Source organism: Acetobacter sp. DmW_125128, from assembly GCF_008704325.1.
In the GTDB taxonomy this organism is placed as follows: domain Bacteria; phylum Pseudomonadota; class Alphaproteobacteria; order Acetobacterales; family Acetobacteraceae; genus Acetobacter; species Acetobacter oryzifermentans.
Genome location: NZ_VHOP01000049.1, coordinates 34,172 through 47,007, shown reverse-complemented (window position 1 = coordinate 47,007; position 12,836 = coordinate 34,172). Strand labels below are relative to the sequence as shown.

At 53.1% G+C, this 12,836-nt stretch carries 14 protein-coding genes and 1 tRNA gene; 11 read left to right on the top strand and 4 right to left on the bottom strand.

Annotation, left to right across the window (positions count from 1 at the left end):
• The 8 genes from ftsY (at position 1) to FKW19_RS13075 (ending at position 6,077) form a co-directional block, all read left to right on the top strand.
• Positions 1 to 930 carry a signal recognition particle-docking protein FtsY gene (gene ftsY / locus FKW19_RS13110; RefSeq protein ID WP_089179731.1) on the top strand — a complete coding sequence of 310 codons (930 nt, stop codon included), beginning with the start codon at positions 1 to 3 and terminating at the stop codon, positions 928 to 930.
• 119 nt (positions 931 to 1,049) lie between these two features.
• On the top strand, positions 1,050 to 1,352 hold the full coding sequence (locus FKW19_RS13105; RefSeq protein WP_063354691.1) for an AtpZ/AtpI family protein: 303 nt from the start codon (positions 1,050 to 1,052) through the stop codon (positions 1,350 to 1,352).
• Between the two features lie 55 nt (positions 1,353 to 1,407).
• Entirely contained in the window at positions 1,408 to 2,157 is a 750-nt protein-coding gene (locus FKW19_RS13100) for a F0F1 ATP synthase subunit A (RefSeq protein ID WP_006115401.1), read from the top strand.
• A gap of 55 nt (positions 2,158 to 2,212) precedes the next feature.
• A complete protein-coding gene (locus FKW19_RS13095; RefSeq protein ID WP_003624142.1) occupies positions 2,213 to 2,437 on the top strand; it encodes an ATP synthase subunit C family protein in 225 nt (74 codons plus the stop codon).
• Between the two features lie 49 nt (positions 2,438 to 2,486).
• Positions 2,487 to 3,068, top strand: coding sequence for an ATP synthase F0 subunit B' (locus FKW19_RS13090; protein WP_035352300.1), 582 nt, complete (start codon positions 2,487 to 2,489; stop codon positions 3,066 to 3,068).
• A gap of 23 nt (positions 3,069 to 3,091) precedes the next feature.
• Positions 3,092 to 3,595 carry a F0F1 ATP synthase subunit B gene (gene atpF, locus FKW19_RS13085; protein WP_006115398.1) on the top strand — a complete coding sequence of 168 codons (504 nt, stop codon included), beginning with the start codon at positions 3,092 to 3,094 and terminating at the stop codon, positions 3,593 to 3,595.
• 26 nt (positions 3,596 to 3,621) lie between these two features.
• On the top strand, positions 3,622 to 4,395 hold the full coding sequence (locus FKW19_RS13080; protein WP_006115397.1) for a glycosyltransferase family 2 protein: 774 nt from the start codon (positions 3,622 to 3,624) through the stop codon (positions 4,393 to 4,395).
• Entirely contained in the window at positions 4,389 to 6,077 is a 1,689-nt protein-coding gene (locus FKW19_RS13075) for a glycosyltransferase family 39 protein (RefSeq protein WP_089179730.1), read from the top strand. The genes FKW19_RS13080 and FKW19_RS13075 overlap by 7 nt, the downstream gene beginning before the upstream one ends.
• Positions 6,078 to 6,165: 88 nt before the next feature.
• Here FKW19_RS13075 and FKW19_RS13070 read toward each other — a convergent pair.
• Positions 6,166 to 6,238 (bottom strand) — tRNA-Thr (locus FKW19_RS13070).
• 171 nt (positions 6,239 to 6,409) lie between these two features.
• Here FKW19_RS13070 and FKW19_RS13065 point away from each other — a divergent pair.
• Genes FKW19_RS13065 through FKW19_RS13055 form a run of 3 tightly spaced genes read left to right on the top strand, consistent with a single transcriptional unit; the run spans position 6,410 to position 10,288 of the window.
• Positions 6,410 to 7,879: a paraquat-inducible protein A gene (locus FKW19_RS13065; RefSeq protein WP_063354687.1), complete on the top strand. Its 1,470-nt coding sequence runs from the start codon at positions 6,410 to 6,412 to the stop codon at positions 7,877 to 7,879.
• Positions 7,876 to 9,585: an intermembrane transport protein PqiB gene (locus tag FKW19_RS13060; protein ID WP_063354686.1), complete on the top strand. Its 1,710-nt coding sequence runs from the start codon at positions 7,876 to 7,878 to the stop codon at positions 9,583 to 9,585. Before FKW19_RS13065 ends, FKW19_RS13060 begins: the two co-directional genes overlap by 4 nt.
• 4 nt (positions 9,586 to 9,589) lie before the next feature.
• Positions 9,590 to 10,288, top strand: a complete 699-nt coding sequence (locus FKW19_RS13055; protein WP_089179728.1) for a membrane integrity-associated transporter subunit PqiC — start codon at positions 9,590 to 9,592, stop codon at positions 10,286 to 10,288.
• 83 nt (positions 10,289 to 10,371) lie between these two features.
• On the opposite strand, the gene purF is transcribed toward FKW19_RS13055, so the two are convergent.
• The 3 genes from purF to FKW19_RS13040 are packed head-to-tail and all read right to left on the bottom strand — an operon-like array spanning position 10,372 to position 12,832.
• Positions 10,372 to 11,859 carry an amidophosphoribosyltransferase gene (gene purF / locus FKW19_RS13050; RefSeq protein WP_035352246.1) on the bottom strand — a complete coding sequence of 496 codons (1,488 nt, stop codon included), beginning with the start codon at positions 11,857 to 11,859 and terminating at the stop codon, positions 10,372 to 10,374.
• Between the two features lie 46 nt (positions 11,860 to 11,905).
• Complete coding sequence (locus FKW19_RS13045; protein ID WP_006115391.1) at positions 11,906 to 12,430, bottom strand: CvpA family protein; 525 nt, start codon at positions 12,428 to 12,430, stop codon at positions 11,906 to 11,908.
• 51 nt (positions 12,431 to 12,481) lie between these two features.
• Positions 12,482 to 12,832: a hypothetical protein gene (locus FKW19_RS13040; protein ID WP_063354978.1), complete on the bottom strand. Its 351-nt coding sequence runs from the start codon at positions 12,830 to 12,832 to the stop codon at positions 12,482 to 12,484.
• Positions 12,833 to 12,836 lie beyond the last annotated feature (4 nt).

Genomic DNA, 12,836 nt, shown 5'->3' with positions numbered 1-12,836 from the left:
ATGGCGCTTGGTTTTTTCTCTCGTCTCAAGCAGGGCTTGTCGCGTTCCACCCAAAAACTGGGTGGGGGGATTACGGGCATTTTCACCAAGCGCAAGCTGGATGACGAAGCGCTGGAAGAGCTGGAAGACCTGCTGATTACAGCAGACATGGGCCCGGCTGTTGCAGAGCGTATTATCGAATCCTTCCGTTCCTCCCGTTTCGGAACCGAAGTGACGGATGAGGAAATCCGCACAACTTTGGCAGACGAAATTGCCGCGATTCTTGAGCCCGTTGCAAAGCCTTTTGAGCCTGATCCTGAACACAAACCCCATGTTGTGCTGGTGGTAGGTGTGAATGGCGTAGGTAAAACCACCACTATTGGCAAAATGGCCCGCTTTTTTACCGAAGAAGGTAAGAAGGTGATGATGGTGGCGGGTGATACCTTCCGCGCCGCTGCTGTAGAGCAGTTGCAGATCTGGGGTGAAAGAACGGGTTGCCCGGTTATTGCCGGTCCTCCCGGTGCAGATGCGGCTGGTCTGGCCTTTGAGGCACTTAAGCGCGGTAAGGCGGAAGGGGCTGATCTGCTGTTTGTAGATACGGCTGGCCGCTTGCACAATAAAAGTGCGTTGATGGAAGAACTTGCCAAGATTATTCGCGTCATGCGTAAGTTCGATGAAACAGCGCCACATTCCGTGTTGTTGGTGCTAGATGCCACAACTGGCCAGAATGCCGTGGAGCAGGTGCGTGTGTTTCGCGAACTTGTGAATGTGACCGGTTTGGTCGTGACAAAATTGGATGGTTCTGCCCGTGGGGGCATTGTGGTGGCGCTGGCTGATCAGTTTGGGTTGCCTGTGCATGCTGTGGGTGTAGGTGAACAGGCAGAAGATCTGCGGCCGTTCTCCGCTGTGGATTATGCGCGCGGTTTAGTGGGCGTGACGGACACAGTCTGATTTTTTGTGGGGAATTATGATGGAAAAGACAGATTTTGATGCATCTACCCATCATGGTTTCTTGACAGGATATGACAGCCCCGTTAGCAAGCGCCTGCACCCCTCTGAAGGGGCGAAGAATGAGTAAGAACGGTAACGATTCCTTTGATGCTCGGCTAAAGGCGGCAGAACGCCGCTCCGGCCTGGAAAAAAAGGAAGATTCAGCCGAGAAAGAAGATGCTGTAGAGCAATCTCTTCCTGGGTTGGCGCTAAGAGCTGGGGCAGAAATGCTTTCAGCACTGATAGTGGGCGTTGCCATTGGGTGGGAGCTAGATCACTGGCTAAAAACCCGGGCAGTTTTTCTCATTATTTTCGCACTGATGGGCGGAGGTGCTGGCGTGCTGAATGTTTGGCGGCTGGTCAAGTCGATAGACGGTAAGTAAGAAGCTGTAATCCGGATATGATTCGGATGCGGTAAAGGGTTTTAGGAGAGCGGTTGTGGCGGGCGGTTCCAGCATCAACGTACTTGAACAGTTTGAGCTTCATCCCGTTCTTGGTGGGCTGGGCGAAGCATTGCGTTTCAGCCAATCCCCCCTGTACATGATTGTGGCAGTGTGTCTGGTTCTGGCATTCCTATATTTTGGTATGCGCCCAGCAGCGGTGGTTCCTGGTCGTTTGCAGGCCGCAGCAGAAGTTTGTTACGAATTTATTCATAACATGGCGGTTGATACGATCGGGCCAGAAGGCACGGCTTTCTTCCCATTCATCTTCACGCTGTTCTTCTTTATTCTGGCCGGTAACTATATTGGTCTGCTGCCGTTTTCCTTTACGTTTACCAGCCATATTGCTGTAACCTTTGCGCTGGCCATGATGGTGTTTGTGCTTACGGTTATTGTCTCCCTTAAGGTGCAGGGGCTGCGTTTCTTTGCGCACTTTATGCCGGAAGGCGCTAGCCCATTCCTGGCTCCGCTGCTGATCCCGATTGAAATTCTTTCTTTTCTTTCGCGTCCTGTCAGCCTCTCCATCCGACTGTTCGCCAACATGGTTGCCGGGCATGTCATGTTCGATATTTTCGCAAGCTTTGTTGTCATGCTCGCCGGTTTTGGTGTGGTGGGTGACGTGTTTGCGGTTGGGCCGATTGCCATTAACGTGGCACTGATGGCTCTTGAGTTGCTTGTTGGTGTGTTGCAGGCCTATGTGTTTGCCATTCTAACGTGCATCTACCTGCGGGAGGCCGTGGCTCACTGAGGAGCTGCTTTGCCCGTTTCGTTTGAACTGTACTTGAAACAAGGAAGTGACTGATATGGACATCGCTGCAGCCCGGGAAATCGGTGCAGGTATCGCCGTGATCGCCCTTGCCGGCGTTGGTATCGGCCTCGGCAACATCTTCTCCACGCTGGTAAGCAGCATTGCGCGCAACCCGGCTTCCCGTCCGCATGTGTTCGGTCTGGGTATGCTCGGCTTTGCTCTGACAGAAGCTATCGCTCTGTTCGCGCTGCTGATCGCGTTCCTGATCCTGTTCGTCTGAGAAAGCTTTCAGGAAAGAGGAGAACATTCCTGTGGGTGTGATTAAGAAGATGCTTCGTGCCGGTCTGTTCGCAACGGTTTCCGGTGTGTCTCTTCTGGCCGTTTCCGCGCCTGGTGCATATGCCACGGGAATGCCTCAGCTAGATTTTGCCAACCCCCTTGTAACCGGTCAGGTTATGTGGGGCGCGGTAATTTTCTTCGTCTTTTATATGGTGCTCAGCAAAGCCATGCTGCCCGGTATTACCCGGGTGCTGGAAGACCGTAGCAAGCGTATTTCCGGGGATCTGGAAATTGCACGTGCGGCCAAGCAGGATGCCGATAAAGCTGTTGCTGAACTTCAGCAGGCCCGTAAAGATGCTATGGCAGAAGCCCAGGCGCATCTTGATCAGGTTCTGGCAGAAGAACATAAAGCAGCCGAACAGCAGATGCAGGAAATCAACGCGCGAGTAACAGCAGAAATTGCTGATGCCGAAAAACGCGTGGCTGAGGAAAAAACGCGTGCATTGAGCGCGCTTAAAGAAATTGCGGGTGATACCACGCAGGCTCTGGTTCAGCGTCTGACGGGTATTGTGCCTGATGCTCAGCTTGTTGCCCAGAAGGTTGAAAGCGCTTCGGCGCACAGCACTATCTGACCAGCTCCGGGGGAATTTTCGTCATGTCTGGCATTTTTCACGAAGCGGGTTTCTGGGTCGCTGTTTCGTTTGTTCTGTTCTTTGTGCTGGTTGGTAAAAAGATTTGGGGGCCTATTGCCACCATTCTGGACAGCCGCGCCAACCGTATCCGTGAAGAACTGGATGAAGCTGCCCGCTTGAGAAGAGAAGCAGAGCAGATGCTAGAAGATGCCACGCGTGATCGTGAGCAGGCACTGGCAGAAGCCAAATCTTATGTGGAGCAGGCTCATCAGCAGGCTGCCGAAATGGCCCAGAAAGCACGCGCAGAGGCAGAAGCCGCTGTGCAGCGCCATGAACAAATGGCACGTGATCGTATTGCTGCTGTAGAACGTGCGGCTATTAAAGAAGTGCGCCAGCTTGCAATTGATGTGGCTGTACAGGCTGCCAATGGTGTTATTCCTCAGACGCTTGATGAACAGAAAGCCGCAGGGCTTGTTGATCAGGCGCTGGCTGGTTTGCCTGCCGCTCTTGCGCGCAAGGCAGCCTGAAACATTATCAGCTGAATGGTGAAGATGTGACAGGTCTGGTTTCAGCCGCACCGTCACAGCATAACGATGCTCAGTTCGTACTGAGCATCGTTATTGCTGTTTTGGATGAACAGGATAACCTGCCACAGGTTTGCCGAGAATTAGCCGAGGCCATGCAGCAGTTGCCTGCGGCCGAAGTTGTTTTTGTGGATGACGGCAGCCAGGATCAAACCGTAGAAGTTTTGCAACGCTTGCGGGATGAGTGTTTGCCGAACTTGCGTATTCTTTCTCATGATCGGCGTTGCGGTAAGTCTGCCGCGTTGCGTACAGGCATTACAACTGCCCGAGGGACTTGGATTGCCACAATTGATGGCGATGGCCAGGATGATCCGCGTGAACTTGGTAAGTTGATTTCCCTTGCGCAGGCACAGGCTACCAAGGGTAGGCCACCGCTTGTTGTAGGGGTGCGCACACGCCGTAAAGATGGTTGGTCTCGCCGCTTTGCAACACGTTTCGCTAACGGGCTGCGACAAAAATTACTAAATGATCAGTGCCCGGATACAGGTGCGCCAATCAAAATTTTTCAGCGAGCAGACTTTCTGCGCTTGCCGCAGTTTGAAGGTTTGCATCGTTTTCTTCCAGCATTGTTTGCATCTTACGGTGTGCCGTTGGTGTGTCACCCAGTTACACACAGGCCGCGTTTGCATGGGCAGTCTAAATATACCAACTTCAATCGCGCTGTCGTTGGGGTGCGGGATCTGCTGGGCGTGATGTGGTTACGGAATCGCACACATCTTCCAAAATCGATTCGTGAATGCTGAAGCAGAAAAACGGTCACCAATCACTTTCTATTAAAGCCCTGCTGCTTTTAGGCCTTGCTGCTTTTTTGCTGTTTTTGCCGGGGCGGGCCGTTACGCCACCATTCGATCGGGATGAACCCCGATACATGGAAGCCACGGCGCAGATGCTAGAATCGCACAACTTTGTAGATGTGCGCTTTCAGGATAAACCACGTTATTTACAGCCCGCTGGTATTTACTGGCTGGAGGCTGCTGCTGTTTCTCTTACAGGCATGCAGCATCAGCGGGTTGTATGGCCGTATCGCATTCCCTCGCTTTTGGCCATGTCTGGTGCTGTTGTTCTAACGGCGCTTATTGGCTCCATGCTGTTTGGGGCATCGGCCGGACTTGGTGCGGGTTTGCTGTTTATGGCTTCTGTTCTGGTGGCAGCAGAAAGCCGGATGGCTACGATCGATTCCTGCTTGTTGCTGACGGTGCTGCTATCCCAATTGGCGCTAACAGGTGCTTTGCGAGATCGCCAGCAAGGCGTGGCCACACCAGTAAAACGGGCTTTGCTGTATTGGGGCGCTATTGGCTGCGGCTTGATGTTGAAAGGGCCGGTCATTCTTATCCCATCTCTTGCCACACCACTGGTGTTGGGGATGCTGGAGCGGGATTTCGGTTTGTGGCGCAGAATGCGCCCGGCATGGGGCTGGCTTTTGTCTGCTGCTATTCTGGTGCCGTGGTGTGTAGCTATTGGGGTTGTGAGCCACGGTGAATTTTTTCGGAATGCTGTTGGCACCAATTTTTTAGGCAAAGTGGCTTCTGGGCAGCAAGCGCATGGGCTGCCGCCAGGTTACCATCTGCTGGTTTTCCTGCTGGCGTTCTGGCCTGGATCATTTTTTGCTGCGTGCGTGGTGCCCTTGGTTTGGCATGCGCGTAAGCAAGAGACTGTGCGCTATTTGCTGTGCTGGATTATGCCGCATTGGCTGGTGTTTGAAGCTATTGCTACAAAGCTTCCGCATTACGTGCTGCCTACTTATCCAGCTATTGCCATTCTTACAGCCGCGTTTCTGGTTCAGGGTGGGGATGTATGGCGCAATTGGCCTGTTCGTGTTTGGGGCAAGGTATTGCTAGGCATTTATGCTGTTGCATGGGCTTTGGTAGGTATTGCCTTGGCTGTTGCCGGTCCAACGCTTGTTTGGGTGCTTGAACACCAGATATCTGTAGCAGCAATTGTTTTGGCTGTGGGTGTGTTGCCGCTTGTTGGTCTTTCTGCATGGTACATTACGCGTGCGCGTTTGCAGCAGGCAGCGTTAAGCAGTGTGGCTGCTGCCATACTGCTTTATGTGGGGCTGTTTACAGTTGTTGTGCCGCAGATTCAGAGCATCTGGTTGGCACCACGCCTGACAGCACTGGTGCAGGCGCACCAACCGTGTGCAGAGTCGCATGTTGTTTCAGTGTCATTTTCTGAACCCAGTCTGGTCTTTCTGCTTGGGGGCAAAGTGCTGCTAACAGGCGCAGAAAATGCGGCATCAGCCATGAAGGCAGATGCAAAATGCACGGTCGCGCTTGTTGATAAGCGAGATACATCAGTATTTATGGCAGCGTTGGGGAATAAAGCGAAAGATGCCGTCAGTCTGGGCACTGTAGGTGGGATGAATTATTCTAACGGCCGCCATTTGCTTATAAGTTTGTACAAGCTGAATACGCCACCAAAGTAGTAAATCTGTTTGATTGGGTGGATATAAAACGCAATTCTACAGCATAATGCAAAAGCGTATTCAGTATTTTGGGAAGTGCAAAAGGAAATGCCCGCTGGCGGATTCGAACCACCGGCCCCATCATTACGAATGACGTGCTCTACCAACTGAGCTAAGCGGGCACATTTTGTTTGCGGGGCGGTGACTATCATGATCCCCATGCCTACGCAAGGAGAAATTGCAATTCACTTGGTGACTTGAACAACAACAAAACGGCATTTCTGGCTTTAAGCAGGGGTGCCATTCTGTTTTGAGTGTGACGGAACGGTTTTTTCGTTTTAAGAACTATCCGTATGAATATGTCGCAGTTATTTGGCCTGGTGCGGGAGGCCCTTAATCCCGGGCAGAATGTTCCGGTTGATGAAAAGCGGCATGTTCGGCTTGTGCAGGGTATTGTTGAATGCCCCTGTTGTGGTCATTACCAGCACCTTTCAGAGCTTAAGCCCGGAACACAGGCACGGTGTTGTCGGTGTGGGCAGTTGCTGGATCGGCGTAATCGTACCTCTCCTATCGCAACGCCATTGGCCTTCTGCATCAGTTCGGCATCTCTCTACCTGGCCATGCTGCTTTCCACCTTGATGATGTTGGATCTGTATGGGCGGGAGAGAACCGTAGATATCCTTACCGGCCCGATAGAATTACTGCATGAGGGCTGGGGCGAAATTGGCGTGTTGGTGGCAATAGCCACCATTATTGTGCCGGGGCTTGTTATCAGCATGATGATGCTTGTGCTGGTGGGCGCGCTTCAGCCCAAGCTGCCGTTCTGGGTGCCGCATCTTCTGAAGTGGTATGAACGTTTACGCCCGTGGTCGATGGTGGAAGTATATATTCTGGGCGTTTTCGTGGCCTATACCAAGCTGTCAGATATGGCTTACGTACAAGTTGGGGCAGCAGTCTTTCTGGTTGCCTCACTTATGGTTACCATGTCTGCCACAGATGCCACTTTGGATACGGAACTGATTTGGCGACGCAGGCAAACAGATACCAGTTTGCGGCGGATGGATAATCAACGTGTGCGTCTGACCTGCGAGGAAATCGGGCCGGATGATCAGATCCCACCAGCCAGCCATATGGTATCCTGCCTTTCTTGCTCTGCGGTGCTGGTGTTTGATGAAAAGTTGGATCAAACAGCTCCACTGGGTTTTTGCCCACGCTGTGGGCATGTGTTGCGGCAACGCAAGCCAGACAGCATTGCCCGCACTGTGGCGCTGCTTGTTTCTGCGGTGGTGTTTTACCTGCCTGCCAATATTTACCCGGTTATGACCGTTATCCGGCTGGGTGCGGGAACAGGGCATACTATTGTGGAAGGGGCCATAGAGCTGTGGGAGAGCAACATGATCCCGCTTTCCCTGTTGGTACTTTTTGCCAGCGTGCTGGTGCCCGTTCTTAAAATTATCGGGCTGATGTTTATGGTGATCAGCACCAAGTGCCATTCTGCACGAAATCTGCCTGCTCGATCCAGACTTTACAGGCTGGTAGATGTTATCGGGCGCTGGTCTATGATTGACGTGTTCATGGTTTCCATTCTGGTGGCTATGGTGCGCTTCAGCAGTATGGCTAGCATCAGCGCCAATGGTGGTGTGGTATGTTTTGCCGCCGTAGTGGTGCTGACAATTTTTGCAGTGCATGCATTTGACCCTCGGCTGATGTGGGATGCAGCGGGCAAAAACGGCGATACGGCCCCAGCCGATGCCGGGCAAAATTGTCCGGCAAAAATTGAGGCCGCTGCATATTGGGACAACATGGAGCCGGACAGGGCGTGAACGGACACAGTCATAATCATTTCTCTCCTCCAGAAGGGGAAAGTGCTCAGGATGCTCTGGTAAGGCGCATTCGGTTTTCCATTATCTGGATTATCCCCATTGTTTCCGTGCTGATTGCGGGCTTTCTGGTCTGGCGCAGTTTTATGGATAACGGGCCAGAAATTACCGTTGTATTTGATACGGCAGATGGTTTGACCAGCGGCCAGACACAGGTGAAAAACAAATCTGTGGTTTTAGGTACGGTGGAAGATGTTTCGCTGACTGATGATCTGCGGCATGTCAAAGTGCGTATCCGTATGAACAAGGGTACGAATGATATGCTTACGGATAGCGGCCGGTTTTGGGTTGTGCGTCCGCGTATCAATGGGGCCAGCATTACCGGTTTGGAAACCCTGATGTCTGGTGCGTATATTGCGTTTGATCCTGGCCTGAACAAAAATGGCCACCCCGCAGGCAAACGCACCACAACGTTTGAAGGGTTGGAAGCGCCCCCGGGTGTGCGGTCTGATCAGCCGGGCCGTATTTACACGCTGGTAGCGGGTAATATTGGGTCTATCGGGCAGGGCGCTCCTGTTTTCTTCCGTGATGTGGATGTTGGGGAAGTGCTGGGGTACACCATGCCACCCGGCGGCCGCGGCCCGGTGATGATCCAGATTTTTGTGCGCGACCCTTATGACCATTACCTGAATACCAATTCCCGCTTCTGGAATGTGTCTGGCGTTAAGGTTGGATTTGGTGCCGGTGGGCTTAAAGTGCAGCTGCAATCCTTGCAGGCTTTGTTTTCTGGTGGCGTGGCTTTTGGTTTGCCACCTGTTGCAGAAAGCCGCATGCACCCGGCATCAGAGGCTCCGGCTAATACAGTGTTCAAGCTGTATGACACGCATGAGGATGCAGATAATGCGGGCTACCGTGAGCGCGTGCCCCTTGCGACTTATGTGATGTCTTCTGTCAAAGGTCTGGATGTTGGCAGCCAGGTGACGATGTTTGGGATTCAGGTGGGGAATGTAACCAGTGTAAAGCTGGATCTAAGCTCCAACCCCGGGCATCCGCGCGTACGTATTGGCATGGAAGTGCAGCCTGAACGTGTGCTGTCTTCGGCTGAGCTACGGAATAATAATCTGACAGACATGTTCCGCACTTTGGTAGCGAACGGCCTGCGTGCCTCAACAGATAGCGTGAGCTTCCTGACGGGGGAGGGGATGATTTCCCTTAACTTTATCAAGAACCCAGCGCCCGCTACAACCAGCATGGAAGGCGCAACACTGGTTATTCCAAGCCAAGCTGGTGGTATGGGCGGGATTATGGATTCCCTGTCCACCATTACATCTCGTTTGGCCGCGATGCCATTTGAACAGATTGGTACAAACGCCAATAACCTGCTAGCCCATGCAGATCAGACACTGGTGAGCCCAGATGTAAAGCAGTCTCTGGTTGGGTTGCGGAATTCCATGCAGAACCTGCAGGCACTTACAAAGGATCTGCGCAACGGCATGGCACCGTTGAGCAAGCGTCTACCAGAAATGGCACAGCAGCTTGATCAAACCCTGCAAAATGCCAACCGCTTGCTGGCCAGTTATGGCGGCAACAGTGATTTCCATCGCAATCTGCAATCCATGGTGGTGCAGTTGGGGCAGACAGCGCGCTCCCTGCGTTTCCTGTCAGACTTCCTGACCAATCATCCTTCCGCACTGCTTTCAGGACGATAAGATCATGACGCAAACTGTTTCTTGTAAGCCCATGAACACCCGTCTTGACCGGCGTATGTTGCTCCGCCTGAGTGGTGTGGCCGGATTGGGTGTTATGGCTGTTACGCTAACCGCATGCTCTGGCGGTAGCCCTTCACTTTACACATTGGCGGTTACGCCCGGCCAACCGCAACCGGGTGGCCCGCGCTTTGTAGAAGTGCGCCTACCAACCGTGGCATCTGGTCTGGATCGGGATCGGATTGTTACGGTAGATAGTGGCTATAAGCTTACAGTATCTTCTGCTGATGCATGGAGTGATTCTCTGCCAGCACAGATCAGCCGCGTTATGGCGGGTGATCTGGCACAGCGCCTTCCGGGTACAGGCGTGTTTGTAGAGAATGATACAGTGGCGACAGAACCAGAGGCCTATGTGGATATGTCCATCAGCCGCTTCTCAACTGGCCCATCAGGTAATGTGGAGTTGGATGCCACGTTATCCATCCAGCCTGCTTCTGCTGGCGCTCCCGGTAAGGATGAGCAGTATTATATGCAGAACTTTACACTGCAAGGCACACAGGCCAGTGCCACCATGCCAATGGTACAGGTGTTAAGCCAGCTTCTGGGCCAATTGGCAGATGTTGCTGCGCAGCAGTTGCGCCAGCTTCCTTCCGGGCAATCCTCTGGGCGGCATACTATTGTGCGCAAGAAAGCACAGCATGGGTGATCTTGCGCGAAAGCGTGGAGAATAAAGGTTACAAAAAAAAGCGGCCAAGTTGGCCGCTTTTTTATTTGGTGAGAATGCTGGCTTCAGGCGGTGCCCGGGCCAAACTCCGCATCATGGTCAATAAGGGGGATAGGATATTCCCCCGTAAAGCAGGCATCGCAATAGCGGGCATCGCTCGACTGACGGTCTTTATAACCCATAGCGCGATACAACCCATCAAGCGAGATAAAGGCAAGGCTATCTACGCCAATGAGTTCCGCCATGGCTTTCAGATCATTCTGGGCAGCCAGCAACTTGCTGCGTTCTGGCGTATCAATGCCATAAAAGCAGGAATGCCGTGTGGGTGGGGAAGAAATGCGCATATGCACTTCTGTTGCACCCGCAGCCCGCACCATATCCACAATCTTGCGGGATGTGGTGCCGCGCACAATGGAATCATCTACCAGAATAACGCGCTTGCCGCTCAGAATAGGGCGGTTGGGGGAGTGTTTCATCTTCACGCCCAAATGCCGGATCTGATCTGTGGGTTCGATAAAGGTGCGGCCCACGTAATGGTTGCGGATAATGCCCAGTTCAAAAGGAATGCCGCTGGCTTCAGCATAGCCGATAGCAGAAGGCACACCAGAATCGGGCACTGGCACCACAACATCCGCATCTACATGGCTTTCGCGCGCCAGTTCGTGGCCGATCTGCTTACGCACTTCGTAAACAGGCAAGCCTTCCAGAACAGAATCGGGGCGTGCGAAGTAGATGTATTCAAACACGCAAAAGCGTGGGTGCGTGTCACCAAACGGACGCAAAGAGCGGATACCGTTTTCATCAATCACAACCAGTTCGCCCGGTTCCACATCACGCACAAATTCTGCGCCGATAATGTCCAGACCACAGGTTTCTGATGCGAGCACCCAAGAAGGTTGTTTACCATCTTCAGATGGCAGCTTGCCGAGCACCAGCGGGCGCACACCCATGGGGTCTCGCACACCAATCAGCGCTTCTTCAGATAGCACAACCAGCGAATATGCGCCGGTTACCCGTTTAAGCGCATCAATCAGCCGGTCTTCTACTGTTGCGTACAGAGAGATGGCAATCAGATGGATGAAAACTTCCGAATCTGTCGTGGATTGGAACAGGCAACCACGGCGGATAAGTTCGCTGCGCAGGGTGTCCGCATTGGTGAGGTTGCCGTTATGGGCAACGGCCAAGCCGCCAAACGCAAATTCAGCAAACAAAGGCTGCACGTTGCGGAGCAGCGTAGCGCCTGTTGTGGCGTAGCGGTTATGACCAATGGCGCGTGTGCCTTTAAGCGTGGCCATAACGCGGGAATCTGCAAACACATCACTGACAAGGCCAAGGCCCCGGTGAGAATGGAAGCGACGTTCCTGCGGGTCAAAACACACAATACCAGCGGCTTCTTGCCCGCGGTGTTGAAGGGCGTGCAAACCCAGAGTGGTAAGGGGGGCAGCATCCTTAGCGTTCCAGATACCAAAGACAGCACATTCTTCGTGCGGATGGTCATCATCCAGTGTCAGTGGATCAGGTAAGGAAGCAGACGGCGTGGGATGGGCGAGCATAAGCGTGCAGGGCCTCCGCAGAAGGTCAGAAACTGGCCGTATGGGATCACAAGGTGGCGTCATGACCTGTAGAAGGATTCCGCGCAACCCCTTTTGCGCTTAAATCCGGTAGATATGGCTGGATATGGGATGCACCGAGCCGGATGTAAGGGGCCAGTCGGCTATCTTCTGTCAGGGCGGCCATGTCTTGGGGTTGCAAAAGCCATTGTGCCGCCATGAAGAGCACGACCACCAAAAACATCCCGCGCACAATACCAAAAAGCAGCCCAAGAAGCCGATCCAGCGCATCCAATGGTGTTGCTTTCACGATTCGGACAATAGCTGCAGACAGCACATAGCCAGCGCACAGCACGCCCAGCAGCAGCAGAATAAAGGCGCCTATCTGCGCACCCGCAGAAGAGGTGATAAAGCGCTGCACATAGGGCAGAAAAACTGCGTGAAACCGCAGAGCTAGCACAATGGCAATGCCCCAACTGACAAAGCCTAACGCATGCCGCGTAAACCCCCGCCATGCGCCATGCAGAGCAGACAGGCCAATAATCAGCAGAGAGAGAGCATCTATGGCAGCCATGAGGGACGCTTTATGCCAATGAATGAGCGACCTGTCATGCGCTTCTGTATTTTATGGCAGCTTGCTGGTGGTGACGCGCCAAGGGCGCACGATCTTGCCGTTTCGTTTTTTTCTGTGCGGGGGTTGGTTCAGCTTCATCAGCAATTCTGCCACTTCCAGCCTACGTAGCAGTTCTGTCCATACTTCAGCCGGATCAACGTCTTGGCTTTCCCACAATTTGTGTAGGGTTTGCAGGAACAAGGCACTTTCATGCACCACATCCTGCTGCCGGTTATCTATAAACGCAGCAGTGCAGTTTGTGGCATGGAGCCCAACCTGCCGACAGAGCCGCTTGAGAGCGACGCTGGCTGGAGGAGAGGCAGGTGGGGGTGAGGTAACCATAAGGTGAATGATGCGCTGCATCTTC